We start from the raw sequence: 24,586 nt of genomic DNA, 5'->3' as shown, positions 1-24,586 counted from the left end.
ATGCGAGGGCCGGTTTTCTTTTTTGCTAGGCGCTTCGAAAAATGCGCTTTTGTCACGCCAGGAACAGCGCACAGCCGCGCCGAAGCGCATTGTTTCGTCAGATTTCATCGCTTGGGAGATCCCGGCGATATGGATTTGAGGAGACGGCCATGACCACGAAGCTTATCGCACTTGCCTCCGCTCTCACGGCGACCATGTTGCTGGCTTCGGCAGCCGAAGCTGGCGGCGGCGTCCGGCTTGGCTTCGGCTTCCCGCTCGGTTCGTTCACTGCAACGCCCGCACACGGCGGCGGCGGGAGCGCAGGCTATCAGAAGCAGGCCAAGAAGCGGCCCCCGGTGCAGCAGGCAGCGCGGCCGGAGAAGTCGACGCCCCGCGTCGCCAAGGCCGAGCCCGTGAAGGCGGAAGCCGCCAAATCAGAGCCACAGAACAACGATACCGCGACCGATGCCGCCCCGCGCGTGACCGGCAGCTCCGCTCTCGTCCAGGGCTCCATCCCTGTCGAAGATGAGACGAGCACGCCTTCTTCGGACGTGAAGGCCGAGGCCCCTGCGACCGACAGCACCGTCACGGCGGCTACCGAGCAGGCGCCCGATGCCAACGGATCGTGCAAGAAATTCATCCCCGCCATCGGCACGACGGTTTCCGTCGGCTGCGGCGAGTGACGAGACCGTAAAATCACCTAGTCGAAAACGATGACTATGTCAGACCAAAATTCGGTCTGACACGTCATGTTGTAATGGAATAAAAGCTCGATCGGGCGTGCTCTGGTGCTGGACGTAGCAACGACTTCAGCGCACAACTCTCCCGTTGCTGCCTCATTGGAGACGGACATGATGAAGAGGATCACAGCCGGCGCGGGAGCCTCAGCGCCGGCCGGGCAGGGCAAAGTCATCAAGATGGCGCCCAAGATTGCCTATCGTAACCTCTTCCACGATCGCATGAGCTTGATCGTCACGCTCGTCGGCATCGTCTTCTCGGTCGTTCTCGTCGCCATCGAGGTGGGACTCTATAAGGGTTCCGAGAACAAGATCGCGACCGTGCTCGACAAGGCGCCCGCCGATCTCTGGATCGTGCCGTTCGGAACGAAGAGCTTCGACGATCCCTCGCTCCTCATCGGCCATGAGAAATATGCGGCGCTCTCGACGCCCGGCGTGCTCAAGGCCGAGGACATGATCGTGAGCTTCTCCGCCTGGCGCAAACCCGAAGGCGGCAAAAAGACATTCATTCTCGTTGGCCTCGATTGGGCGAATGGCGGCACGCGTCCCTGGAGCATCGAAGAAGGCGACATCTCCGATCTCAACAATCCGAACGCCATCGCCGTCGATCGCTCCTACTTCAAGGATCTCGGTATCAACGAGCGCGGCGATTACGCCGAAATCAACAATCAGCGCGCCCAGGTTACTGCCGTGACCAAGGGCATCCGCTCGTTCACGACATTGCCCTACGGCTTCACCTCGATCTCGACGGCCCGCAAGTTCACGGGCGCGAGCGCGTCTCAATCCACCTATGTGCTCGTGACGCTCGAGAGCGGCGCGGACATCGAGGCGGTGCGCAAGCAGCTCTCCGAGCGCCTGCAGGGCACCGAGATTCTGACGCACGACGAGTTCACCCGTCGCAGCATCAACTACTGGATGTTCTCCACGGGCGCCGGTCTCGCGCTGATCACGGGCATGGTGCTGGGCGCCATCGTCGGTGTCGTGATCGTGGCACAGACACTCTACGCGAGCACCAAGGATCACTTGAACGAGTTTGCGACACTGCGCGCCCTTGGCGCATCAGCGAGCTACATTCACGCCGTCATTCTGATCCAGGCTCTCATGAGCGCGGTGCTGGGCTATGCGGCCGGCATGCTGCTCGCGATGCTGGCGATCTACAGGCTCTCGGTGAGAGTGCCCACGCTGACCATCGTGATGACGCCGAAGATAGCGGCCTATCTGTTCGCGCTGACGGTCGGCATGTGCATCTTCGCGGCGATCACGGCAATCAGGAAGGTGACGCGTATCGACCCGGCGGGCGTCTTCAACCGATGAGGGCCGCACGCGGCAGAACTGCAAGGCGCGGGTCCGGAGGATCGGAAGATCCTCCGGGCCTCACCCGTTCGAGGCTTGCGGAGTGTCGAATGACGTCTTCGGGTTCGAGTGCACTTGCAGAGAAGTACGGGGCTGCGTAGCGTCGGCCTTTTCATCGTCCGTTGCGGGATCTTTTTTTAATATCGGCAAGAAAATCGGCATCTTCCTGTGACAGGCGTAACAGCCACGGCGAGCTGATGATGCCAAGCTCTTGATAATGAGTACTGCGCTTCGGTTTCGGGAGACCTCACTGAAATGTCCAAAGCTCCAAGAGCATCGAACGGGCCTCGCCCGCTTCTTGAGGCTCGCAACATCGTCAAGACGATCGGCACCGGCGCCGGCGAGCTTCACATTCTCAAAGGGGTCAGCATGGATCTGCGCCCCGGTGAGCTGACGTTGCTGATGGGGCCTTCGGGCAGCGGCAAGACCACGCTGCTGTCGATCCTCGGCTGCATTCTTTCCGCCACCAGCGGCGAGCTTCATCTCGCGGGCCATCAGGCGGTCGGCCAATCGTCGGAAGATCTTGCCGAGATTCGCCGTCAGCATGTCGGCTTCGTGTTTCAGAGCTACAACCTGTTCCCCACGCTGACCGCCATCGAGAACGTGCTGGTCGCGCTCGATGTCCGCGACGCGCGCTCGGCCGATCCCATGGAGACGGCAGCGGAAGCGCTGAAGTCGGTCGGCCTTAGCCACCGCATGCACACCTATCCCTCGAAGCTCTCCGGCGGTGAGAAGCAGCGCGTTGCCATCGCCCGCTCGCTCGCTGGCCGCCCCTCCGTCGTGCTGGCGGATGAGCCGACCGCGGCGCTCGACAGCGAGAACGGTAAGGCGGTGATGGAGCTGCTTACAGAGGTTGCCAAGGACCCCACGCGTGCCGTGATGGCGGTGACCCACGACCACCGCACGCTCCACTACGCAGATCGGATCATCACCATCGAGGACGGACGTATTGTCGGCGACGAACGGCCACCCAAGAAGGGCGGACCGGGTGACGGAGCCGCGTCCAAGAAAAAGAACGTTGCAGCTTAAGGAACATCAAGCGCCATGTTGAAGCCCATTAATCTCATCCTATTGCTGGGGCTTGCCGGAGCCGGCGGCTATCTCGCTTACGACAAGTATCGTGACAGCAAGGCTGCCGACGAGGCGCTGCCGATCGTGACCAAGGACTACGAGGTCGCCGCGCCCGGCCGCGTCGAGCCGAAGTCAGGTGACATCCGCCTGGGTGCCACCTACCTCGGACGCGTCGAGGAGGTTCTGGTGAAGGTCGACGACAAGGTCGAGGAAGGCGAGCTGCTGCTGCGTCTCGACGATGCCGAGGCCCGCGCCAAGCTCGCCTCCGCCGAGACGGAAGCCGAAGCGCTCCGCGAGGATCGCGAGAAGGCCTTCGCCAGCGGCCGTGAGGATGTGAGAAAGGCCGAGGACGCCATCTACTCCGCCGAGCGTGCCGTGACGGGAGCCCGCATCGAGCTCGACTATGCGATTTCGGCCAAGCGCAGCGGAACCGGCAGCGAAGCTGCCGTCAGCGACGCGCGCCGCCGCCTGAAGGACGCCAACGAGCGCCTCGAGCGCGAGCGCATCGCTTATGTGAAGGCGCAGTCGAAGCCGAACCTGCCCGCGCCGAGCCGCGCCGAATCCGCCGTCAGCGCCGCGCGCGCCGAGGTGAGAATGGCCGAAGCCCTCCTCGACAAGACACGCATCCGTGCTCCTTCCGCCGGCACCATCCTACAGGTGAACCCCAAGCAGGGTGAGGTGGTCGCCCCGTCTCCGGATCTGCCGCTGGTCGTCATGGGCGATATGAGCGTCGTGCGCGTGAAGGCCGAGGTCGACGAAGGCGACGTGGGCAAGATCAAGCTCAACCAGACCGCCTACGTGAAGAGCATCGCCGTTCCGGACCAGAAGTTCGAAGGTAAGGTGACGCGTATCGCGCCGAGCCTCGGTCAGGCCAAGATCGGCCCTCGCGGCCCCCTCCGCCCGACGGACGTGGAAGTCATGGAAGTGACCATCGAGATGCAGGGGACTGCCACGGCGTTGAAGCCGGGCATGCGGGTAGACGCCTTTTTTCGTAAGGACTGAGGCAGCCACGCCTCCCCAGCCCCGCCGGCCCATTGCGCTTGCCGGGCTGGAGCTCGAAACCGAGCCTGGAAGTGGCCCTTGAGCCGAGGAGGGAATTGCACCTCTTGGGCATAAGTCCACCGAACGCCCTGAATGACCTGCGACCAATTGTGGGCCGCCCGAAAAGGCGGCCCTTTTCTATTGGTAAATGCCAGCCGGTTGGTTGACAGTCTTGAAAAGATTGGGAATGTACCTCCTGGAACAGCAAGCGCTGTCCATTTCCGTCATGGTTCTGCAAGGCGCCGCACGAGCGGCCGCGAACCGGCGAAATGGAGCGTATCATGCAAGGTCAGATCACCAAGTTCCAAGAGAGCATCGGCTTTGGCGTCATCAGCACGGATGATGGTCGCAAATTCCGGTTCTCGAAATCGGATATCCGCAACCCGAATGGCCGCCTGCTCGGTCTCGAAGTGGATTTCCTCGTCGAATCGCATAGTCCAAGAGACATCATCCTTCTGCATGGGTCGCCTTGGACAGTTTTTGGCCGCACCGGCCAATCCGTGAAGCGGAGCTGAATGCCATGACCAACACACATGACCAGCACGGTGCCGTAGACACCAGCGACGTACCCCGCGTCGGTGCCCGCGAGCTTGCGCTCGCCCTCAAAATTCTCTCGTCCGGCAATGGATTACTTTTGCCCGCCGTGACGCTTTCGGACGACGACCTGCGCCGAGTCGAGCAGGATTTCTGGCAGATCTCCCCTCGCGCCCGGGTGCGTAAGGTGGCCGTTCTTCTGCGCTTCCGTAGCTTCCTCGCGGCGTGCCGCACGCGCCATGTGAGCGATCTCATCGCCGTTCATGGCCAAGCTGCTCTCGTCACCGCACTCGAAGCAGCCGCCAATATGCGTCTCAACGCCAAGTGGGGTTTCAACCCGCACAAGATGGCCCGCGCCATGAGCGAGGCCCTGGCCGCCGCCACGGAAGGCCTCCAGGGACAACCCGCCGCAGCGTAATTTTTACGTTCGGACACCCTGACACGGTGATCCGAGCGAAAGACCTGCCCATATAAGAGGGCATGGTAGCCACAATCGCCCTCGTCCTGTCCTATCTCGCGGTCTTCTTGCCCGCGCTCGGACTTTTGCTTGTCGCCCTCGCCAAGATGTCGGGGGCTTCGGACTGATTTTTCTGATGCCTCGTTAACCGCCCCGGCCGATAAGGCCGGTTCGGATCCGCGTCTGCCGCCTTATATTGGAGGGCAGGAAGCGGACCTGCTCCATGAAACCGGCCGACGGCTTTTTGCACGAGATCCCGGAAGTCGATCTGTTCTCGGGGCTTTCCGAGACGGAACGGCAAGCCCTCGGCGCGCGCTGCGCCTTGCGCACGTTGCGCCGCGGCGATGTGCTGATGCGCCAGGGCGATCAGGCTGACGCGCTCTACGTGGTTCTCTCAGGGCGTCTCGCTGTGACGGTCGAAGGGCTTCGCGAGCCCGTAAGCGAGATCGGTCCAGGCCAGCCTGCCGGAGAGATTGCCTTCCTTACTGGCGGCACGAGAACCGCCAGCGTCACAGCCATGCGCGATACGCTCGTGCTTTCGCTCTCGCGCGGTGAGTTCGAGAGCCTGGTGGGTGCTCATCCCGGCATCTGGGGCACGCTCACAGCCATGCTCGCCAGGAGGCTCGCAGCGACCACGTCGAGTGCCGTCCACATCACGCACGCGCCGCCACGCCCCCGCACGATCTGCATCATTCCTGCCGGCGGAGCGCCCATCGAAGCGGCATTCCGCGCCCTGCTCGGCGAGACCCTCGGGCGCAAAGCGCGCTGCGCGACGCTGGATGGAGAGAATGCCCGCGCCGTTCTGGGCTGCGAGGGACCGCTCGAAGCGCCGGAGGCGATATCGCGGCTGAACGCGCTCGAGGCGCGCCACGAATACGTTCTTATGGTCTCCGACGACACAATCACTCCATGGACGGAAAAAGCGATCCGCCATGCGGATCTCGTTCTCGCCGTCGCCTGCAAGGATGCGGATCCGGAGCTGAACGCCATTGAGCGGCTGGCCGCACGCTTCGTCACCCCCGACGCGACGCGCCTCGTCCTGCTGCACCCGGCACGCGGTAAAATCACAGGCACCTCCCGCTGGCTCGCGCCGCGCTCGGTCGCCATGCACCATCACGTCGCGCGCGACAGCCGCGAGGACGTCGAGCGGCTCGTGCGCTTCATCGAGGGGCGCGCGATCGGCTTTGTGGCCGCCGGAGGAGGCGCGCTCGCGGCCGCGCATACGGGTGTCTTCAAAGGTCTGAGCGAAGCCGGCATCAAGTTCGACATCATGGGCGGCACATCGGCCGGCGCGGCGCTCGCCGCCGCGTTCATGATCGAAAGCCAGCCCGACGAGATCGACAGGGCGCTGGGCGAGATGTTCGTCACCAACCGCGCCATGCGCCGCTACACGCTGCCGCGATACGCGCTGCTCGATCACACCGTCTTCGATGCCGAGCTGAAGCGCCTGTTCGGCAACATCGAGATCGAGGATCTGTGGCTTCCGTTCTTCGCCGTATCCACCAACCTGTCGCGCTTCGGCATCGCCTGCCACCGCTCAGGTCCGCTGTGGCGTGCGATCCGCGCCTCGGCATCGATCCCCGTGCTCCTGCCGCCCGTCTACACGGCCGAGGGTGACATGCTGGTCGACGGCTGCCTCCTCGACAACGTGCCGGTGAAGATCATGCGCGATCTCAAGGAGGGGCCCAACGTCGTCGTGAGCTTCAAGCCGCCGGAGCTCGACCGTTTCGAGGTCGACTACGAAGCCCTGCCCTCGCGCACCGAGCTCCTGCGGCTGGTTCTCAACCCGTTGCGCCGCGATCGTCTTCCCGATGCGCCAGGGCTGGTGACCGTGCTCATGCGAGCGCTGATGGCCAACCGGCGCGATTTCCTTCGCGAGCTCAACGCCGACGACGTCTCGCTCGTCCCGCCGGTCTCGCCCGGCATCAGCTTCTTGGATTGGCATCGCCACGGCGAGCTGTTCGAGAGCGCCTACCGCTGGACGCGCGACGAGATCGCCTCGCTCGCGAGCACGGGCAAGCCCTCCTGGCTGGCCGACACGCTCTCCGCTCAGTAGGCGTTCTCCGATTTGAGCAGCGCGAGCGGCGTCATGGCGAGAATGTAAAGGTCGAACAGAACCGACCAATTCTCGATGTAGTAGAGATCGTGCTCCACGCGCTTCTCGATTTTCTCGCGCGTATCCGTCTCGCCGCGCCAGCCGCAGATCTGGGCCCAGCCGGTAATGCCGGGCTTCACCTTGTGGCGCGCGAAATAGCTGGCCACGATCTCGTCGTAGAGCCGCTCCTCGGCCTTTGCCGACACGGCATGCGGGCGCGGCCCGACAAGCGAAAGCTCGCCCTTGATGACGTTGAAGAGCTGCGGCAGCTCGTCGAGGCTCGTCTTGCGGATGAAGCGCCCGACGCGCGTCACGCGCGGATCGCCCTTCGTGACGAGGCGCGAGGCGGTCGCGTCGCATTTGTCCACGTACATCGAGCGGAACTTCAGAACCTCGATCAGCTCGTTGTTGAAGCCGTAGCGCTTCTGCCGGAACAGTACCGGCCCGCGCGAGTCGAGCTTCACCGCCAGCGCAACCGCCGCCATCACGGGTGACAGTGCAACGAGGCAGAGAAGGCCGATGGTCTTGTCGAAGAGCGATTTGGCGATGAAGCCCCAGTCCGCGATCGGCCGGTCGTAGAGGTCGATCATGGCGACGGGGCCGACATGGGAATAGAGGCGCGGCGAAAGACGGATCTGCGTAGCCTGCGCGGGGAGCCGGATATCCGCCGGCAGCACCGAGAGCCGGCTCGTCACGTCGTGAAGCCGCTTTTCGCCCGCCACGGGAAGCGCGACGATCACGAGATCGACGTTCATCGCGCGGGCGACCTCGAGGAGATCGTCGAGTGTTCCGATGCGGCTGTAGCCGACGGCAGGCGCCTCCGCCCGGCCGTCCGCCCGGTCGTCGAACACGCCGACGATGCGGATATCCGCGCCGTGGTCCTGTTGGAGCAGACGGATCATGTCGTCGGTGAGTGCGCCCGTGCCGTAGACGACCGCGCGGCGCTGGAGGCGTCCGCTACGCGCCATCGCGCGGAAGAGAAGACCGGCTGAGGCGCGCTCGACCGTCAGCGCGGTGCCGCCTGCGAGGAACCACAGCGCCATCCAGCCGCGTGACAGCTCGGCACCCGCCTTGAGGAAGAAGGCGGTGAGGCCCACGGCCGCGAACGCCGCGATCCAGCCGAGCAGCAGGCGAGGCATGTTGCGATGGAACGTCGCCAGCGAGCGGGGAGAATAGAGGCCGAGGATGTCCAGCATCAGGATGGTGCCGATCGCGGCCACCGCGATCATGGTGCCGTAGAGCAGATCGGTCGTGACGTCGGCTTCGCCGTGATAGAGCACGGCCATCACGAGACCGCTGAGAGCGGCGATCGAGAAGTCCGCAACCCGGACCAGGCCCGAGAGGACGACCGGCGACAGAAGCGTGCTCTTGCTGCGCGGTAGCGGCGGCAACCCGAGCCCGGAAAGAGACGAAGGAAGCGCGGCGGAGGTCAGAGGCGGCGTGTATGGGACATGCGAAAGCATGGAACTGGCTCACAATGCGACAGACGCCGGCCGAGGACCGGCAGATGACGCAAGAGGTGCAGCGGACATGCCACCGCGCACGGGTCTGGCGCGCGTCAGCGCTGCGCGGCGCCGAGCCTTAACAAATCGTTAAAGCAAGGGATTCGACAGGGCTGTCTGAATTCAGTGCGTTCTCTGACGATAGAAGTCGAGCACCGCATCGGTCATCGCTTCAACAGTGAACTTGCGCTTCACGATCTCGCGCAATTCCTGTCCGCGCGCGAGGGCGCCGTTCGGGTCCGCGAGCGTTTGCGTGAGCGCCCGCGCCAGCGCGTCGACGGAGCCCGCCTCGATCAACTCGATCCCAGTGCCCGCGACGATCTCCGGAATGCCGCCGACGCGCGTCGCAATCAGCGGCTTGCCCACTGCACCCGCTTCCAGCACGACATAAGGGAAGCTTTCGGCGCGCGAGGGCACGACGAGGCAATGGCCGAGCGGAAATGCGTCGGGCGCAGGCATGGCGCCAGGGAAGATCACGTGGGCGTCGAGCCCCAGCCGATGCGCGAGCGCCTTGAACTCGACGGCATCGGGACCGCCGCCGACGATCACGGCCCGCACGGGGTTGGCCGGGATGATCTTGGCCAGCGCCTGGAGCAGCACGTCCACGCCTTTGAGCGCGCGAAGCTCGCCGATGAAGAGGAAGTTCGCGGCATCCGGGTTTGTCGGACGCGCGTCGAAATCCTCGGGCCTGAGCCCGTTCGGGATCACGCGGCGCGGCGGCCCGCCCTGACCCGCGAGACGCGCATAGGCCTCACGCGCGAAATCGGATTCGAAAATGAGACCGTCGGTCATCATTCCCATGATGCGTTCCAGAATACGGAACACGTTGCCCGCCGCCGTGCCGGGCTTGTAGTGGAGGCTGCCGCCATGTGGCGTATAGAATGCCTTCACGCGATGGCCGCGAACGGAAAGCGACGTCTTTGCGAGACGCGCGTAGGCTCCGCCCTTTGCGCCGTGTCCATGCAGCACATCGAGATCCATCGCGCGCGCGATCTTGGCGACCGAGCGAACGGCCGAGATATCGCCGATCCCGGGCTGCCGTTTCATGGAAATGAGCGACAGCCCGAGCCGCAACTTGGGCTCGATGGCCGAGAGGCGTTTGACGGTGAGGCTGTCCGCCGACGTTCCGTCCGCCACGATGCCGACGTAGTGGCCGCGCCGCGCCTGCTCACCCGCAAGGTCGAGCACATGCCGGAACAGCCCGCCCACGGGCGCGCGCATGACGTGCAGAATACGAAGGGGAGCCTCAGCCGGCGCGTCGGTCACGGAAGCCTCAGAAGAACCGCTCGTTCACGTAGACGACGTCGCCCGGCAGCACCGGAAAATCGTTCGGCGCATCGATCTGCTCGACGAACCCGTTGATACGCCGCGTGATGCGGAAGCTGCGCGTGCTGGCGCGTTCGGAGTAGCCGCCCGCGACCGCAATCGCCGTCTCGACCGTCATGCCCGAGATGTAGGGATACTGCCCGCCGGTCTTCACCTCGCCGTAGATGAAGAACGGGCGGTTCTGTAGGATGTCGACGGTGACCTGCGGATCGCGCACGTATTCGACGGCGAGCCGCTGGCGGATGGCGTCTTCGAGATTGCGGGCGGTCCTTCCCCGCGCACGCACCTCTCCGATGAGCGGCACGGTGATCTGGCCTTCCTGATCCACGGTGTAGGCACGCGAAAGGTTGGGCTGTCCGTAAACGAACACGCGCAGCCGGTCGCCGGTATCGAGCAGGTAGGGACCCTCGCCGGGCGCCGCCATCGGCGCGCCATATCCGGCCGGATGCACGGCGGGCGGCCCCCAGGTCACCTGATCCGCGGCTTCGGCCGGCGGCGGCCCGTCGCCGAACACCACGGCGCTCCCCTGCCGCTCCATGTTCGTCAACGCCGCCGAGATGACGGTCTCGGGATCATGCGCACAGCCCGCCAGCGCGAGCGCGGCGGCGCACGAGAGAAATCGGATCCAAGCTGTAACGCCAGCGCCCATGATCAACCGCTTTACGAAACTCTGTTGGCGGCCAGTGTTAAGGACCCGTGGTTAAGAAAATCTGAGGAGCTGACCTTTTTTGGGAAACTTAAGGAAATTCTAACGCGCGTCCCTGTATCCCTCGGAGCAACGCAAGATGCGGACGAAAGCGAAATGGCCTCGAATACCCCCCATCGTCCCGACGACATAGATCTCCGCTCGCTGTGGCAGACCGCCATTCGGAGCGTGCCCCGGCTTGCCTTGCTCGCCGTTGTCACGGCCGCTGCAACTTATGGCGTGCTCACGCTCATTGCTCCGCGTTACGTGTCGGAGACGCAACTCGCGATCGAGTCCAAGAGCACCAACAACCCCTTCGCCGACCCGACCCGCTCCGGCGCCAACGACAGCGTCAGCGTCCGCATGGACAAGGAGGCGATCAACACGCACGTCCGCGCGTTGATGTCGACGGACCTCGGCGAGACCATCGTGCGCGACATGAAGCTTGCGGATCTTCCGGAGTTCAACAGCGCGCGCGGCTCGCCCGATATGCTGTCCGCTTTGCTGCGCCTTGTCGGCATCGGTGCCCCGCGTGCCTCCGAGAGCGATCAGGATCGCGCGCTTACCGCCTATTTCAACCGCCTCGAGGTCTACTCGCCGAAGGAAAGCCGCTTCATAGGCGTGCGCTTCTGGTCGAACAATCCGGAGCTGGCCGCCGCCGTCGCCAATCGCATCGCCGAGACCTATCGCGAGAACCTGGCGCGCCAGAGCATCAGCGAGACGGACGACGTCCAGAAGGCGCTTGAGCCCAAGATCGCCAAGCTTGCCGAGGAGGCAGCCGTCGCCGAGGCCGCGGTCGAGAAGTTCCGCGGCGAAGCCAACATCTTCAAGGGCGGTCAGCAGGCCACCGGCTTGAACGAGCAGCAGCTCGCGGAGCTTAACGCCGAGCTTTCGAAGGTGAAGGCCGCGCGCAGCGAGGCCGAGGCCCGCGCGAAGCAGGCGCGCGAGATGCAGGAGCTCGGCAGCGCGGAAACGCTGGCCGACGTGCAGAAGTCACCGCTGATCCAGAACCTCGTACAGAGCCGCGTGCGTGTCGAGCGCCAGATCTCCGAGCTTTCGGCAACGCTGCTGCCGGGCCATCCGCGCATGCGTCAGCTCCAGGCCGATCTCAAGGGCCTGAAGACTCAGATCGCCGCCGAGGTAGCGAAAATCGTCGATGGCATGGGTAAGGAAGCCAAGGTCGCCGCTTTGCGCGAGGAGGCGATCCAGCGCAACGTCAGCGAGATCAAGACGCGCATCGTCACCGCCGGTCCCGAGGAAGCCAAGCTCAGAAGCCTGGAAGCCGACGCCAAGTCCAAACGCGCCGAGCTGGACCGCCTGCGCGCCCAGTACGAGGCCAACCGCGTGCGCGCGGACGACAGCCGCGCCGTACCGGTGGAAGCGCAGATCGTATCGAGCGCCCGCCCGTCCAGCATTCCGGTGTTCCCGAAGAAGGGATCGACGGCGCTTCTGGTCGGCGTGGCGACGCTGTTGATCGGCCTCGCGCTCGTCATCACCCGCGGTCTTCTGAGTGGCGCTCGCGTCCCGCAGCGTCGCGCGGCGAGCGCGCGCGATCGCAGAGAGCGCCCGCTGCCGAGGTTGCCGGACCCGCCGCATCAAGGGCCGCCCCCGTCCTCGCCGCCGACGCCGCCTCAGCCTCCGCGCCGGGTGCCGCCCGCGCCGCAGTCCGACATCCGCACGAGGCCGCTCGCGCCTGCACCCACGCCCGCGCCGGCGATGGCGCAGGCTTCCGCGCCCGCAGCATCGGTCACCGCAGCCCCCGAGATGATCACGTCTGAAACCTTGGCAGATACGCTGGAGGCCATGCGCAAAGGCGGGCTCTCTGGCGTGCGCACACTCCTCGTCGGTTCATCCGACGTCTTCTCGCTCGCAAGCGAGGCGGCGAGCCTCTGCCGCCGTTTGGCCGACAAAGGACTGACCGTGGTCATGGTCGACTGGAGCTTTGACGGCACCGGCATCGCCGAGCCGCTGGGCCAGCCCGCCTGGCCGGGGTTCAGCGAGCTGATGGACGGCAAGGCCCGCTTCGAGGATATCGTCCGCTCGCTGCATGAGACGGACGTGCACTTGATCCCCTCGGGACGCGGCTTGCCCGATGCCGAGAGAGACCCGCTCGACGGCAACACCATCAATTTTCTTCTCGACGCGCTGGATGACGTCTACGAGCACATCGTCGTCGTGAGCCGCACTGAAGCCGCACGTCCTCTCTTCGAGGCCATCCAGGGCCGCTTCGATTGCGGCGTGACGCTGGTCGAAGACGAGAAGCAGAGGGCGCGCGTCAGCGCGGAGGAGGGCACGTTCCTGGGCTTCGACGTGGAGGGCATTGCGCTCTTCACGATGGAGAAGGCCAAGGAGCTGCCACGCAAGAAGCAGAGGTTCGCACGCACGGGCTGAAGCGGGACCTGCGGCAACTGTTCGTTAACGCTACGCTGTAACAGCGGGTTTCAGATTTAACACGATCTGAACGAACTTCGCTTTAGCTCGATGTTTCGGAAACCGCGACGCGAGCCGACGATGAGCCGTAAAACCACTGCTCTTATGCAGACTGCGCTTTCGGCGCTTCATTATTCGGGCCTGGGCGCGCTCCTGGCTCCGATGACGCGTGGCAAGGGCGTGATCTTCACGCTGCACAACGTTCGCCCCGAGCCGCCGGAAGCCTTCGAGCCGAACCGCATTCTGAAGGTCACGCCCGCTTTCCTCGAAACCGCGATCGAGACGGTGGAGAAGGCGGGCTATGACATCGTCTCGCTCGACGAGGCGGCCCGGCGCATGAAGTCGGACGAGCCCGAGCGGCCTTTCGCCTGTTTCACGTTCGACGACGGCTACCGCGACAATCGCGATTTCGCCTATCCGATCTTCAAGGCGCGCAATCTTCCCTTCGCCATCTACGTGCCGACCGCCTATGCAGACGGCGAGGGTGACCTGTGGTGGTTCGTGCTGGAGACGGCTATCCGCAACACCGACCGGATCGAGGTCGTTCTCGATGGCGCCCTGCGCGTCTTCGATGCCGGCACGCCGGAAGCGAAGGATCGCACGTTCTACGAGATCTACTGGCCGCTTAGAAATCGCCCTGAAAGCGAACTGCGCGCCACGGTGCGCAAGATCGCCGAGGCCGCGGGCTACGACCCGGCCACGCTCTGCCGCGATCTCATCATGGATTGGGACGAGCTGCGGGCGCTCTGTGCCGATCCGCTGGTAACGATCGGCGCGCACACCCGGCGCCACTTCGCCATTGCCAAGCTGCCGGAGGACGAGGCACGCGCCGAGATCGCCGAGAGCGTAGCGCGCATCGAGCGCGAGCTGGGCCGTCCCTGCCGCCATTTCAGCTTTCCCTACGGCGATGCCGGCAGTGCAGGAGCGCGCGATTTCGAGATCGTTCGTTCCCTCGGTCTCGAAACCGCGGTGACGACCCATAAGGATGTGCTGCGCACCCGCCATTCGGCGGTGATGACGGGGCTGCCCCGGGTGTCGCTCAACGGCGACTTTCAGGAGGCGCGCTACGTGCGCGCGATGATCACGGGCGTTCCGTTCCTGCTGTTCGATGGGGCGAGGGCCGTTCTCCGGCGCATCAAAGCCGCGCGTGGAGCGCGCGGAGCCGCCGATCTTGCCCCCGCCGCTACGCGTCCGGGCGCTGCATCCATTTGACCAGCCACATGGCGGGCGGCAGCCAGAGCAGCCCGGCCACCGGATAGTAGATCAGCTCCACCACCTTGCTGGCGCTCACCTGCAGGATGATCGCTGCCATCATCGCCATGAGCGCATAGAAGGCCAGGAAGACGACGAGCGCGATGGCGCCGACCAGCTTTCGCGTACGTAGGGTCATGAAGCCCCTGTTTTTCTTCGATCTCTACGGGTCCCATAACGTAAAGACCTGGCGCGGCATAGAGCGCCCGATCATCGCATTGATCGGCAGGCGGGTTCGCCCTATCACACATGCGGCGAAACTCTAGGAAATACAGAGCATGGCTGCGACCGGTACGGCGAACGGGAAGTCTTTGCGGGCAGCACACGCGGCCCCCTGGGATCGCGCGGTGCGCTATTGGCTTTACGCCGTCGCCGGCCTCGTGCTGGCGATGATTACCGTGGGCGGCGCGACGCGCCTCACGGATTCCGGTCTTTCCATCACCGAGTGGCAGCCCATCCTCGGCGCCATCCCGCCGCTGACCGATGCTCACTGGCAGGAAGCCTTCACCAAGTACAAGGAGATCCCCGAGTACCACCTTGTCAACAAGGGCATGTCGCTCGATGCCTTCAAGGCGATCTACTGGTGGGAGTGGAGCCATCGCTTCCTGGGCCGCATCATCGGCCTCGCATTCGCGCTTCCCCTTGCGGTCTTCTGGTATCTCGGCGCGCTGCGCCCCGGCTACCTGCCGAAGTTCGCAGGCGTCCTCGCCCTCGGCGGGCTGCAAGGCGTCATTGGCTGGTACATGGTGAAGTCCGGCCTCGTCGATCGCGTGGACGTGAGCCAGTATCGCCTGGCCCTGCACCTCACGGTGGCCTTCCTCATTCTCGCGCTCGTCGTCTGGCTCGCCCTCGAGCACGCCGTGCCGCATGAAGCGCGCGCCTCCTCGCGCGTCACGGCCACATCGCTGCCGGCGGTGATCGTGGGCTTCATTTTCCTGCAAGTCGTGCTCGGCGCCTTCGTGGCCAGCCTCAAGGGCGGCCTCGTCTACAACACGTGGCCCACCATGAACGGCGCGTTCATCCCCTACGACCTGATGACGCTAGAGCCCTGGTATCACAATCCGTTCGAGAACCCGGTGACGGCCCAGTTCAACCATCGCCTCGTGGCCTATGCCGTGGTGCTGCTCGTGGCGTTCGAGGCTTGGCGCCGCTTTGCGTCTCGCGCAGCCGGGGAGGTGCGCGTCTCCGCCGCTCTGCTGACGGCAGGCGTGCTCGGTCAGGCGGCGCTCGGAATCTGGACGCTTCTGGAAGCGGTGCCGCTGGGCCTCGGCATCGCCCATCAGACCTGTGCGGCCATCTTGCTCGTCATTGCTGTGCGGCACCTGCACGTCGTCTCGCGGGGAGCCTGACGCGAGGCGCGCTCAGCGACGAGGACCGGTCAAGGCAACCGTTTGCGGGTCTTTTCGTCGTACCCATCCTTCGGGTTGGTTTTGCCGAAATGGGCATCCGACGCGAGCACCGCGATTGCGAATGCGCCGCCGACGAGCACGATGAGAAATAGCAAGATCATGGCCAGACCTCCTGCGGGAGATGCCGGACGCTACGTCGTTCGCCGAGAGTGCGCTGTTACGCAGGTGACAGCAGGCGTGCTCAAACTCCGAGCATCAGCCGGATGTTCTGCACGGCCGCGCCGGCCGCACCCTTGCCGAGGTTGTCCAGCCGCGCCACCAGCAGCGCATGCCCGTGCCGCTCGTGCGCGAACACGTAGAGCTCCAGCTTGTCGGTGCTGTTGAGACCGAGCGCGTGAAGACGCCCGCCGAGCTTCGCGATCTCCTCGTGAGGCACTACCCGCACCAGCTCCGACCCCCGATAGTGCGCGGCGAGGACCTTTTCGAGATCGCGTGCCGAGGGCTTGCCCGGCAGCGTGTCGAGGTGGAGAGGCACGCTCACCAGCATGCCCTGGCGGAAGTTCCCGACCGAGGGCACGAACACCGGAAGCCGGGTCAGCCGGGAATAGCGTGTCAGCTCCGGCAGATGCTTGTGCTCGAGTCCGAGGGCGTAAAGCTCGAAGGCCGGCGCGGTCTTGGCGACCTCGTAGGATTCGATCATCGATTTGCCGCCGCCCGAATAGCCCGAGACGGCGTTCACCGTCACAGGGTGATCGGAAGGGAGGATGTCGGCATCGACGAGCGGGCGAAGCAGCGCGATGGCGCCCGTGGGATAGCACCCCGGGTTGGCCACATGGCGCGCTTTGCGAATGGCATCCGACTGCGCGCGGTCGAGCTCGGGAAATCCGTAGACCCATCCCTCGGCCACGCGATGCGCCGTGGACGCGTCCACGATGCGGGGTGCCTTGTCGCCGAGCGAGTCCGCCAGCGCGACCGCCTCGATCGCCGCGGCGTCGGGCAGGCACAACACCACGAGATCGGCATCGGCCATCATCGCCTTGCGCGCGTCCGCGTCCTTGCGCTTGTCGTCGGCAATGCTGATGACCTCGACGGCTGGCAGCGCTGCCAGCCGCTCGCGGATCTCGAGGCCGGTGGTGCCGGCCTCGCCGTCGATGAAAATCCGAGGTTTGGAGTGGCTCATCCGCCGGCACCCGGTCCCAGGCCGAGCCTGTGAAGCACCGCCTGCCACAGGGTCTCGGAGCAGCCGATGTTGTAGGCCGCGCACGTGATCTTATGGCTGTCGGTGTAGATCATGTCGAGCGCAACCCACACGATGATGAGGAGGCCAATCCACGCGATCCACGGATAGGAGGCGAGCAGCTTGGCGATGTACGTCGAAGCGACCGCCATCAGAATGATCGCGAGACCGAGGCCGATCACGAGCAGGATCAGCGGCTCTTCCGCGCCCTGCGCCACGCCCGCGACCGCGAGCACGTTGTCGAGCGACATCGAGACGTCGGCGAGAATGATAGTCCAGAGCGCGCTCCAGAAGCCCACTTCGTTCGGAGGCGTTCCGGTGGAGGCAACCTTGGCTTCCACGTCGTCGATCGAGTGCATGCTTCCATCGACGAGCTGGCGGTACATCTTCCAGGCCACGAAGAGCAGCAGCAGGCCGCCCGCGAGCGTGAGGCCGATGATTTGAAGAAGCTGGACAGCAACGCCAGAGAACAGCACGCGCAGGATCACCGCGCCTGCAATGCCCCAGAAGATGACTTTGGCTCTGAGATTTGGAGCCACGCGCGACGCTGCCATGCCGACGACGATGGCGTTGTCGCCCGCCAGCGTTAAGTCGATCATGATGATATTGAACAACGCGAGCGCGTGTTCTTGAAACCACTCGATCACCGTGTGCTCCCCGGCCAAGTCTCTCCTGAACAGAGTGGCATTAGGTGAGACGTCTGCCTTTAGTCAAGGTGGCCTGAAAGTAAAACAGCCCGCCTTTGGAAGGCGGGCTGTCATTATAATACGTAAGTAGGTGAGGCGAATTAGCGCTTCGAGAACTGGAAGCTGCGGCGAGCTTTGACGCGGCCGTACTTCTTGCGCTCCACGGTGCGGCTGTCGCGGGTGAGGAAGCCACCCTTCTTGAGCACGCCGCGCAGCTCCGGCTCGTAATAGGTGAGCGCCTTGGAGATGCCGTGGCGGACGGCGCCGGCCTGGCCCGAAAGCCCGCCACCGGCAACGGTCACGATGATGTCGAACTGCGTGGCGCGGTTGGCAGCCGCGAGCGGCTGCTGCAGCAGCATTTGCAGCACGGGGCGTGCGAAATACTGCTTGAAGTCCTTCTTGTTGACCGTGATCTGACCACGGCCCGGCTTGATCCAGACGCGGGCGACGGCGTCCTTGCGCTTGCCGGTGGCATAGGCGCGGCCGAACGCATCGAGCTTCTGGACGTGGACGGGCGCTTCGGCAGCGACAGCACCCTTGAGGGCGCCGAGATCGTCCAGGGACTTGGTTTCCTGTACCATGGCTATTAGGCCCTCGAGTTCTTGCGATTGAGCTTCGCGATGTCGAGCGTGGTCGGCGTCTGCGCCGCGTGCGGATGCTCCGCGCCCTTGTAGATCTTCAGGTTTCTCATGAGCTTGCGCTGCAGCGGGCCGCGGCGAAGCATGCGCTCGACGGCGAGCTCGATCACGCGCTCGGGGAAGCGGCCTTCGAGGATGCGCTTCGGCGTCGTGGTCTTGATGCCGCCCGGATAGCCGGTGTGGCGGTAGTAGACCTTGTCTTCACGCTTCTTGCCGGTAAAGACGGCCTTCTCCGCGTTGACGACGATGACGTTGTCGCCGCAGTCGACGTGCGGCGTGTAGATGGCCTTATGCTTGCCTTTGAGGCGAACGGCGATGAGGGTGGCCAGACGGCCGACGACGAGACCGTCGGCGTCGATGACGACCCACTTCTTGTCGACCTCATCCGGCTTGGCGACGTATGTCTTCATGGCGGGAAGCGCTCCTGCCCAATAGGGGGTTATCGGCGTGATGGAAAGTCTCGCCGTTGCGAAGCGCGCTATGTACGCGAGAGATCGAATCGCGTCAATTATCCTTGGAAATAATAAAATATAGCAAAATCAATAATATAAGTAATAAGGTAATATAAAACCACATTAGAGGTAATGAAGTACCGCATTTGAGGCGCCGGATTGGGCGGGGCGGCGCCGTTAACCCTCCTTGCCGCCATAGAATGGCGGGTGTAGCCCAGGGGTCGCGACGCGCCTCGAGTGCATGGAAGCCGCCAGGCCCCAATGCGCAAGCGGAACATCGAGCCCCGACGGCGGTTCTGAGAGCCGGAGTGTTCTTAGATCCGTCTCAGTTGTGAGCTTTGGTCCGCTCCCGAGCGACGCGCTGGGGAAGCAAACGATCGCGATGTGGTTAGGGAATGGGAGATTACGCTTCATGAGCATGTTCATTTCACGCCTTAGGTCGCTGGCATTCGTCCTCGGCTTGAGCGCGGGAGTGTTGGGAGCCGGAGCCCTGGGCGTCGCTGCCCAGGAATTCAAGCAGCTCGAGCTCACCGACCAGATGGTCACGTCGTTCATCGCGGCTCAGAAGGATTTCGCGCCTCTGGCCAGCAAGCTTGCGGAAGGCGGCGAGACGCCGGACGCGGCGCTGACCAAGGAGCTTGAGGACATTGCGAAGAAGCACGGCTTTGCGAGCTTTGCGGATTTCGAGGACGTCGGCGCCAACATCACTATCATTCTCGATGGTCTCGATCGCTCGACCGGCACCTACACGGATCCGGTCGAGAAGATGAAGAAGGAGCTCGAGGAGATCAAAGCTGACGCTTCGATCCCGCCGGAGGACAAGAAGCTCGCCGTCGACGATCTCACGCAGGAGATCAAGCAGGCGCAGCCGCTCAAGTACGCGGCCAACATCGAGGTCGTGAAGAAGCACATTGCGGCCATCGAGGAGCTTATTCCTGAGGAAGCTGGAGAGAGCGGTCCCGCCGACGAAGCCCCTGCGCCATAATCAAGACCTGATCGAGCGACGTTGACACCGTGACCACGCACACGAAGCCGGCAGATCTTGGCGCCCCCCGAAAGGAGGACGAGGATGTGCTGCTCGTGTCGCGGCCGGAGCCCGGCATTGCGCTGCTCACGCTCAATGCGCCGCGCTCCCGCAACAGTCTCTCGCGGCAGATGATCGCCGCTCTCGACGAAGCGCTCGCACGCCTGTCGGGCGACCGGGACGTAGCCGCCGTCGTTCTGGCGGCGGCTGGTCCGGTTTTCTCCGCCGGTCATGATCTCAAGGAGCTGTCCGCTCATCGCACGGATGCGGACGGCGGCCGCGCCTTCTACCAGGAGACGATGCTGGCCTGCGCGGCGCTCATGCAGGCGATCGTGCGCAATCGGCAGCCCGTGATTGCGGCCGTACAGGGCGTTGCTACGGCGGCTGGGTGCCAACTCGTCGCCACCTGCGATCTCGCAGTCGCCGCGGCAAGCGCAACCTTCGCGACACCCGGCGTCAACATCGGCTTGTTCTGCTCTACGCCCATGGTGGCGCTCTCGCGCAACATCTCCCGCAAGCGGGCGATGGAGATGCTGCTCTTGGGCGAAATGCTCGCGGCCGAGGACGCCATGAGCTACGGCCTCGTCAATCGCGTGGTCCCGGCCGACCGGGTTATGGACGAGGCGCTCGCGATGGCGCGCATCATCGCGGCCAAGTCGAAGCTGACTGTCGCCGTCGGCAAGGAGGCCTTCTATCGGCAGATCGAGGAGCCGCTCGCCGAGGCCTACGCCTATGCGGCGTCTGTCATGGTCGAGAACATGATGGCTGAGGACGCTGCGGAGGGCATCGGAGCCTTCCTCGAGAAGCGTCCCCCGGTCTGGAAAGGGTGCTGAGGTGGAGCCGCGCTTGTCCTTCGTGACGCTCGGCGTGGCCGACATCGCCCGTGCGCGCGCCTTCTACGAAAAGCTGGGCTTCAAGGCCTCTTCGGATTCGAACGAGAACGTCACGTTCTTCGATGCGGGAGGTGTGGTGCTCGCCCTATTCGGTCGCGCGGCCCTCGCCGCAGACGCGAAGGTGCCAGATTCCACACCCGGCTTTTCCGGCATAGCGCTGGCGCATAACGTCCGCGCAGAGAATGAGGTCGTCCAAGTCCTCGCTGAAGCCGAAGCGGCCGGAGCCGTCATCGTAAAACCGGCCGAGACGGCGTTCTGGGGCGGCCACTCCGGTTATTTCCGCGATCCTGACGGACATCTGTGGGAAGTGGCTTTCAATCCGTTCTTCCCCTTCGATGATGCAGGACACGTCGTTCTGCCCTACAAGTAATGATGACCTACGCGCCGCCCAGCGATCCCGCGATTGCTGACATCCTGAAAGCCGCGAAGACGTTTGCCGTCGTCGGCGCATCCAATAAGCCAGCGCGACCAAGCTATGGCGTGATGAGATACCTTTTGGCGAACGGCTATCGCGTCGTTCCCGTCAATCCGGGATTGGCCGGACAAGAGATCCATGGCCAGCCCGTCGTGGCGGATCTGGCGTCCATCTCAACCCCAATTGATGTCGTCGATGTTTTCCGCAATTCGGACGCCGCGCTCGACATCGTGCGTGCCGCCATCCGCGAGAAGGATCGCCTCGCCATCAAGGCGGTCTGGATGCAGATCGGAGTCATCAACGAGCAGGCGGCGAACGAGGCGGCTGCGGCCGGCTTCGCCGTGGTCATGGACCGCTGCCCCAAGATCGAGCACGCACGCCTCGTCGCTTAGCCGGGCACGGCTCCGTCAGTTGTCGGCGACGATACGGAACTCGCCCTTGAGGTCGGCTGCGGAGCTGCCGCCCACGAACACGTTGAACGGGCCGGGCTCGATCACCGGCTTGCCGTCGTCATCGTGATAGGCAAGGTCGGACGCATTGAGCGTAAAGCGCACCGTTTTGCGCTGCCCCGGCGCAAGCTCGATTTTCTCGAAGCCCTTGAGCTCGCGCAGCGGACGTGACCGCGAGGCGACGAGCTGGCGCGTATAGAGCTGTACAACCTCCTGGCCCGCGCGCAGGCCGGTGTTCGTCACATCCACCTTCACCTCGATCTTGCCGGTGCGCCGCATCTCGGGCGTGCCGATCCTGAGATCCGAATAGCTGAAGGTGGTGTAGCTGAGCCCGTGGCCGAACGGATAGAGAGGCGTCGGCTTCTCATCCACATACCCTGTCGTGAAGCGATCGCCGGTGAAGGGGCGGCTGGTCGGCAGCTCGTTGTACGAGAGCGGGATCTGCCCCACCGAGCGCGGGAAGGTCATCGGCAGCTTGCCCGACGGCGCGAACTCTCCGGCAAGAACTTCCGCGAGCGCCGTGCGGCCTTCTGTGCCGGGATGCCACGCGATCAGGAGCGACGCGACTTTCTCGGATTCGGCGGTGAGCGTGAGGGGCCGGCCCGTCTCCACGACGAGCGCGATCGGCTTGCCCACACCGACGAGCGCGTCGAGCATCTCTTCCTGCACGCCCGTGAGCCCCAGATCGACGCGCGACACGCCTTCGCCCGAAATCGCGCAATCTTCCGCCAGCACCAGAACGACGAGATCGGCCGCGCGCGCGGTTTCGAGGGCCTTGTCCTTGTCCGCGAACGATTGCCCGCATGCATCCGCGAAGGCCGGAGCGAAGAGCAGCTTCTGCGTCTTGCCTACGCGAGCCTCGAGCGCCTCGAGCAGCGTCTCCGTCTTGGGCTTTTCAAGTCCGGCCGGCCCGTACCAGGAATGATCGTTCGTGGACGTCGCCGCGGCTCCGATCAGCGCCACGGTGCCCGATTGCGGCGTGATGGGCAGAGTGGCCCCGCCGTTCTTGAGCAGAACGAAGCTCTCCCGCGCCACGTCGCGGGCCGCCTTGCGGACACCCGCTTCGCCGATGGCGGGCGGCACCTTGCGCACGCCGCCCGGCGAATCCGGGAACAGCCCCATGCGGTACTTCACGCGCAGCACGCGGCGCACCGCGGCGTCGATCTCGCTCACGGGCACCAGCCCCGCCTTGACGCCTTCCGCGAGGTGCTTGTCGTAGGCTTTGCCCTCCATGTCGAAGTCTATGCCCGCATGCAGCGCCTTGCGGGCCGCCTCGCCGAGATCGCCGGCCACGCCGTGATTGACCAGCTCGCTGATCGCCGCGAAATCGGACATCACGAGCCCGTCGAAGCCGAGCCGCTCCTTGAGCACGCCGGTGATGAGGCGACGGTTTGCCGTCACCGGAACCCCGTTCACGGTGTTGAAGGACGCCATCACTGTTTCCGTTCCGGCATCGATCGCAGCCTTGAAAGGCGGGATGTAACGGTCGAAGAGCTCGGAGAGCGAAATCTGCGCCCCGTTGTAGTCGCGCCCGCCTTCCGGAGCGCCATAGCCGACGAAATGCTTGGCGGAGGTGGCGAGCCCGCCCTTGTGGTAGCCGCGCACCCGCGCAGCCGAGAAGGCGGCGGCCAGAAACGCGTCCTCACCGGCCCCCTCGATCACGCGCCCCCATCTCGGGTCGCGCGAGATGTCGACCATCGGCGCAAATGTGATGTTGACGCCGATCTGCGCCGTCTCGTTGCCGATCGCCTCGGCCGCCCGCTCGGCCAGTTCCGGCCGCCAGGTCGCCGCCCAGGCGATCGGCGTCGGAAAGGCGATATGGAAGGCGTGAATCGCGTCGATGGCAAACAGCAGCGGAATTTTGAGGCGCGATGCCTGTACGGCCTCCTCGAACACGCGGACGTGATCGGGATGGGCGACATTGAGCATGCCGCCAATGCGTCCGCTCTTGACCGATGTGAGCTGCGGCTCCCGCGGGAAGGCGTAAGAAGGGAAATTGAGCTGCCCGATCTTTTCCTCGAGCGTCATGCGGCCGAGGAGCGCCGAGACCTTGGCTTCGATCTCCGCCGCGATGGCGTCGTTGGGCGAGGGGCGGGGCGAGGGAGTGGAGTGAGCGGCGAAGGGGGCGAGGCAGGCAATGACGGTTAAGAGAAAAAAGCTAAATCTCATCGAAAAGCCGCTCTGTCCGTTTGGGAGGAACCCATGGTATACGGGCTGGCAGCCCCGCGTCCAATTCGCATCTTGTGAATTGAGCGATGTGCTACAACATGTCCACCGGCCGCAGGGCAAGCCTGCCGCGGCCAGCCCCGCGAACAGCAGGTAAAGCATTTAGGAGAGCCAGGTGCCGTCCAGCGGCGTCCAAGCCAAGAAACTCGACGTCGACCGTTCGGCACGCACACAACTGCCGATCGAGCTCGATGGTGTCGAACTCGTGCTCGAAGCCCGTGCCTATCAGGGCAAGGACGAGCATTCGCAGGCCATGGCCCTCATCAACCGGGGCGTGGGCGACGAAGCTGGCGAGATCCCGCTGGTTCGCGTCCATTCCGGCTGTGTCACTGGCGATATCTTCCACTCGCTTCGCTGCGATTGCCGCGCTCAGCTCGAATCCGCGCTGAGACGCATCACAGTGACGCCCAACGGCATCCTCATCTACCTGCCTTATCAGGAGGGGCGCGGCATCGGCCTCTTCAACAAGATCAAGGCCTATGCCCTGCAGGATCAGGGGCTCGACACGGTGGACGCGAATATCGAGATCGGCGCGCCGATCGATGCGCGCGAATATGAGCTCGCGGCCGAGATCCTGCTCGATCTCGGATTTTCGAAGATCTGCTTGATGACCAACAATCCAACCAAGGTGCAAGCGCTCGAGGATGCCGGTATCGAGGTCGTGGATCGCATTCCCGTCATCGTGAGGCCGGGTGCGCACAACGAGCATTACCTCGAAACCAAACGCCGCCGCATGTCCCACAAGATCTAGGATCT

25 protein-coding genes are annotated in these 24,586 nt (G+C 64.4%); 15 read left to right on the top strand and 10 right to left on the bottom strand.

From position 1 onward, the window contains the following. Positions 1-149 precede the first annotated feature (149 nt). The 7 genes from PE058_RS16885 (at position 150) to PE058_RS16855 (ending at position 7,228) form a co-directional block, all read left to right on the top strand. On the top strand, positions 150-662 hold the full coding sequence (locus PE058_RS16885; protein ID WP_020085330.1) for a hypothetical protein: 513 nt from the start codon (positions 150-152) through the stop codon (positions 660-662). 168 nt (positions 663-830) lie between these two features. Beyond that, positions 831-2,030 (top strand): ABC transporter permease, encoded by a 1,200-nt coding sequence (locus tag PE058_RS16880; RefSeq protein WP_020085331.1) that lies wholly within the window; start codon positions 831-833, stop codon positions 2,028-2,030. 294 nt (positions 2,031-2,324) lie between these two features. After that, a complete protein-coding gene (locus PE058_RS16875) occupies positions 2,325-3,098 on the top strand; it encodes an ABC transporter ATP-binding protein (protein ID WP_020085332.1) in 774 nt (257 codons plus the stop codon). Positions 3,099-3,113: 15 nt separating this feature from the next. After that, positions 3,114-4,142 (top strand): HlyD family secretion protein, encoded by a 1,029-nt coding sequence (locus PE058_RS16870; protein ID WP_020085333.1) that lies wholly within the window; start codon positions 3,114-3,116, stop codon positions 4,140-4,142. A gap of 320 nt (positions 4,143-4,462) precedes the next feature. Then, the gene (locus PE058_RS16865; RefSeq protein ID WP_026867932.1) at positions 4,463-4,696 is read left to right on the top strand and encodes a hypothetical protein; all 234 of its coding nucleotides are present in this window, start codon (positions 4,463-4,465) and stop codon (positions 4,694-4,696) included. A gap of 5 nt (positions 4,697-4,701) precedes the next feature. Next, positions 4,702-5,133, top strand: coding sequence for a hypothetical protein (locus tag PE058_RS16860; protein ID WP_020085335.1), 432 nt, complete (start codon positions 4,702-4,704; stop codon positions 5,131-5,133). Between the two features lie 262 nt (positions 5,134-5,395). Then, on the top strand, positions 5,396-7,228 hold the full coding sequence (locus PE058_RS16855) for a patatin-like phospholipase family protein (RefSeq protein WP_020085337.1): 1,833 nt from the start codon (positions 5,396-5,398) through the stop codon (positions 7,226-7,228). On the opposite strand, the gene PE058_RS16850 is transcribed toward PE058_RS16855, so the two are convergent. From PE058_RS16850 to PE058_RS16840, 3 genes are all read right to left on the bottom strand, one after another. Further along, the gene (locus PE058_RS16850) at positions 7,222-8,730 is read right to left on the bottom strand and encodes an undecaprenyl-phosphate glucose phosphotransferase (RefSeq protein ID WP_271028933.1); all 1,509 of its coding nucleotides are present in this window, start codon (positions 8,728-8,730) and stop codon (positions 7,222-7,224) included. The two genes, PE058_RS16855 and PE058_RS16850, sit on opposite strands and share 7 nt — an antisense overlap. A 162-nt stretch (positions 8,731-8,892) precedes the next feature. Beyond that, complete coding sequence (locus PE058_RS16845) at positions 8,893-10,035, bottom strand: glycosyltransferase family 4 protein (protein WP_271028932.1); 1,143 nt, start codon at positions 10,033-10,035, stop codon at positions 8,893-8,895. 7 nt (positions 10,036-10,042) lie between these two features. Beyond that, positions 10,043-10,744 (bottom strand): polysaccharide biosynthesis/export family protein, encoded by a 702-nt coding sequence (locus tag PE058_RS16840; protein WP_020085340.1) that lies wholly within the window; start codon positions 10,742-10,744, stop codon positions 10,043-10,045. Between the two features lie 153 nt (positions 10,745-10,897). On the opposite strand from PE058_RS16840, the gene PE058_RS16835 reads away from it, so the two are divergent. Both PE058_RS16835 and PE058_RS16830 read left to right on the top strand, forming a co-directional pair. Beyond that, positions 10,898-13,171 (top strand): GumC family protein, encoded by a 2,274-nt coding sequence (locus tag PE058_RS16835; protein ID WP_020085341.1) that lies wholly within the window; start codon positions 10,898-10,900, stop codon positions 13,169-13,171. 120 nt (positions 13,172-13,291) lie between these two features. Next, positions 13,292-14,422, top strand: a complete 1,131-nt coding sequence (locus PE058_RS16830; RefSeq protein ID WP_026867933.1) for a polysaccharide deacetylase family protein — start codon at positions 13,292-13,294, stop codon at positions 14,420-14,422. On the opposite strand, the gene PE058_RS16825 is transcribed toward PE058_RS16830, so the two are convergent. Further along, positions 14,394-14,600 carry a DUF2842 domain-containing protein gene (locus PE058_RS16825; RefSeq protein WP_020085343.1) on the bottom strand — a complete coding sequence of 69 codons (207 nt, stop codon included), beginning with the start codon at positions 14,598-14,600 and terminating at the stop codon, positions 14,394-14,396. The two genes, PE058_RS16830 and PE058_RS16825, sit on opposite strands and share 29 nt — an antisense overlap. A gap of 139 nt (positions 14,601-14,739) precedes the next feature. Here PE058_RS16825 and PE058_RS16820 point away from each other — a divergent pair, with 139 nt between their 5' ends. Next, a complete protein-coding gene (locus tag PE058_RS16820) occupies positions 14,740-15,810 on the top strand; it encodes a COX15/CtaA family protein (RefSeq protein WP_020085344.1) in 1,071 nt (356 codons plus the stop codon). A 29-nt stretch (positions 15,811-15,839) separates the two neighbouring features. On the opposite strand, the gene PE058_RS16815 is transcribed toward PE058_RS16820, so the two are convergent. The 5 genes from PE058_RS16815 to rplM all read right to left on the bottom strand — a co-directional run bounded on the left by PE058_RS16815 (position 15,840) and on the right by rplM (position 18,781). Further along, entirely contained in the window at positions 15,840-15,971 is a 132-nt protein-coding gene (locus tag PE058_RS16815; protein WP_271028931.1) for a hypothetical protein, read from the bottom strand. Between the two features lie 80 nt (positions 15,972-16,051). Next, complete coding sequence (gene argC, locus PE058_RS16810) at positions 16,052-16,990, bottom strand: N-acetyl-gamma-glutamyl-phosphate reductase (protein ID WP_271028930.1); 939 nt, start codon at positions 16,988-16,990, stop codon at positions 16,052-16,054. Then, positions 16,987-17,694, bottom strand: a complete 708-nt coding sequence (locus PE058_RS16805) for a YjbE family putative metal transport protein (protein ID WP_026867934.1) — start codon at positions 17,692-17,694, stop codon at positions 16,987-16,989. Before PE058_RS16805 ends, argC begins: the two co-directional genes overlap by 4 nt. Before the next feature lie 140 nt (positions 17,695-17,834). Beyond that, positions 17,835-18,314 (bottom strand): 30S ribosomal protein S9, encoded by a 480-nt coding sequence (rpsI, locus tag PE058_RS16800; protein WP_020085348.1) that lies wholly within the window; start codon positions 18,312-18,314, stop codon positions 17,835-17,837. A 5-nt stretch (positions 18,315-18,319) separates the two neighbouring features. Continuing rightward, entirely contained in the window at positions 18,320-18,781 is a 462-nt protein-coding gene (gene rplM, locus PE058_RS16795) for a 50S ribosomal protein L13 (protein ID WP_020085349.1), read from the bottom strand. Between the two features lie 454 nt (positions 18,782-19,235). Here rplM and PE058_RS16790 point away from each other — a divergent pair, with 454 nt between their 5' ends. Genes PE058_RS16790 through PE058_RS16775 form a run of 4 tightly spaced genes read left to right on the top strand, consistent with a single transcriptional unit; the run spans position 19,236 to position 21,547 of the window. Further along, a complete protein-coding gene (locus PE058_RS16790) occupies positions 19,236-19,808 on the top strand; it encodes a hypothetical protein (protein ID WP_020085350.1) in 573 nt (190 codons plus the stop codon). Positions 19,809-19,837: 29 nt separating this feature from the next. After that, the gene (locus PE058_RS16785; protein ID WP_271028929.1) at positions 19,838-20,680 is read left to right on the top strand and encodes an enoyl-CoA hydratase; all 843 of its coding nucleotides are present in this window, start codon (positions 19,838-19,840) and stop codon (positions 20,678-20,680) included. 1 nt (position 20,681) lies between these two features. Further along, positions 20,682-21,110: a VOC family protein gene (locus tag PE058_RS16780; RefSeq protein ID WP_020085352.1), complete on the top strand. Its 429-nt coding sequence runs from the start codon at positions 20,682-20,684 to the stop codon at positions 21,108-21,110. Further along, positions 21,110-21,547 (top strand): CoA-binding protein, encoded by a 438-nt coding sequence (locus PE058_RS16775; protein WP_271028928.1) that lies wholly within the window; start codon positions 21,110-21,112, stop codon positions 21,545-21,547. Before PE058_RS16780 ends, PE058_RS16775 begins: the two co-directional genes overlap by 1 nt. Positions 21,548-21,562: 15 nt before the next feature. Here PE058_RS16775 and PE058_RS16770 read toward each other — a convergent pair whose 3' ends face one another. Then, positions 21,563-23,773 carry a glycoside hydrolase family 3 N-terminal domain-containing protein gene (locus tag PE058_RS16770; RefSeq protein ID WP_271028927.1) on the bottom strand — a complete coding sequence of 737 codons (2,211 nt, stop codon included), beginning with the start codon at positions 23,771-23,773 and terminating at the stop codon, positions 21,563-21,565. A gap of 172 nt (positions 23,774-23,945) precedes the next feature. On the opposite strand from PE058_RS16770, the gene ribA reads away from it, so the two are divergent. Beyond that, the gene (ribA, locus tag PE058_RS16765; protein WP_271028926.1) at positions 23,946-24,581 is read left to right on the top strand and encodes a GTP cyclohydrolase II; all 636 of its coding nucleotides are present in this window, start codon (positions 23,946-23,948) and stop codon (positions 24,579-24,581) included. The last annotated feature ends 5 nt before the right edge of the window (positions 24,582-24,586 follow it).

It is taken from the genome of Hyphomicrobium sp. DMF-1, assembly GCF_027886585.1.
GTDB classification, from domain to species: Bacteria; Pseudomonadota; Alphaproteobacteria; order Rhizobiales; family Hyphomicrobiaceae; genus Hyphomicrobium_C; species Hyphomicrobium_C zavarzinii.
Note: the sequence above shows the minus strand (reverse complement) of the source record. Positions and strands in the feature narration are given on the sequence as shown.

Coding starts and splice junctions, on each gene's coding strand:
- PE058_RS16885 (WP_020085330.1), top strand. CDS start 150: ATGACCACGAAGCTTATCGCACTTGCCTCCGCTCTCACGGCGACCATG.
- PE058_RS16880 (WP_020085331.1), top strand. CDS start 831: ATGATGAAGAGGATCACAGCCGGCGCGGGAGCCTCAGCGCCGGCCGGG.
- PE058_RS16875 (WP_020085332.1), top strand. CDS start 2,325: ATGTCCAAAGCTCCAAGAGCATCGAACGGGCCTCGCCCGCTTCTTGAG.
- PE058_RS16870 (WP_020085333.1), top strand. CDS start 3,114: ATGTTGAAGCCCATTAATCTCATCCTATTGCTGGGGCTTGCCGGAGCC.
- PE058_RS16865 (WP_026867932.1), top strand. CDS start 4,463: ATGCAAGGTCAGATCACCAAGTTCCAAGAGAGCATCGGCTTTGGCGTC.
- PE058_RS16860 (WP_020085335.1), top strand. CDS start 4,702: ATGACCAACACACATGACCAGCACGGTGCCGTAGACACCAGCGACGTA.
- PE058_RS16855 (WP_020085337.1), top strand. CDS start 5,396: ATGAAACCGGCCGACGGCTTTTTGCACGAGATCCCGGAAGTCGATCTG.
- PE058_RS16850 (WP_271028933.1), bottom strand. CDS start 8,730: ATGCTTTCGCATGTCCCATACACGCCGCCTCTGACCTCCGCCGCGCTT.
- PE058_RS16840 (WP_020085340.1), bottom strand. CDS start 10,744: ATGGGCGCTGGCGTTACAGCTTGGATCCGATTTCTCTCGTGCGCCGCC.
- PE058_RS16835 (WP_020085341.1), top strand. CDS start 10,898: ATGGCCTCGAATACCCCCCATCGTCCCGACGACATAGATCTCCGCTCG.
- PE058_RS16830 (WP_026867933.1), top strand. CDS start 13,292: ATGAGCCGTAAAACCACTGCTCTTATGCAGACTGCGCTTTCGGCGCTT.
- PE058_RS16825 (WP_020085343.1), bottom strand. CDS start 14,600: ATGACCCTACGTACGCGAAAGCTGGTCGGCGCCATCGCGCTCGTCGTC.
- PE058_RS16820 (WP_020085344.1), top strand. CDS start 14,740: ATGGCTGCGACCGGTACGGCGAACGGGAAGTCTTTGCGGGCAGCACAC.
- PE058_RS16815 (WP_271028931.1), bottom strand. CDS start 15,971: ATGATCTTGCTATTTCTCATCGTGCTCGTCGGCGGCGCATTCGCAATC.
- argC (WP_271028930.1), bottom strand. CDS start 16,990: ATGAGCCACTCCAAACCTCGGATTTTCATCGACGGCGAGGCCGGCACC.
- rpsI (WP_020085348.1), bottom strand. CDS start 18,314: ATGGTACAGGAAACCAAGTCCCTGGACGATCTCGGCGCCCTCAAGGGT.
- rplM (WP_020085349.1), bottom strand. CDS start 18,781: ATGAAGACATACGTCGCCAAGCCGGATGAGGTCGACAAGAAGTGGGTC.
- PE058_RS16790 (WP_020085350.1), top strand. CDS start 19,236: ATGAGCATGTTCATTTCACGCCTTAGGTCGCTGGCATTCGTCCTCGGC.
- PE058_RS16775 (WP_271028928.1), top strand. CDS start 21,110: ATGATGACCTACGCGCCGCCCAGCGATCCCGCGATTGCTGACATCCTG.
- PE058_RS16770 (WP_271028927.1), bottom strand. CDS start 23,773: ATGAGATTTAGCTTTTTTCTCTTAACCGTCATTGCCTGCCTCGCCCCC.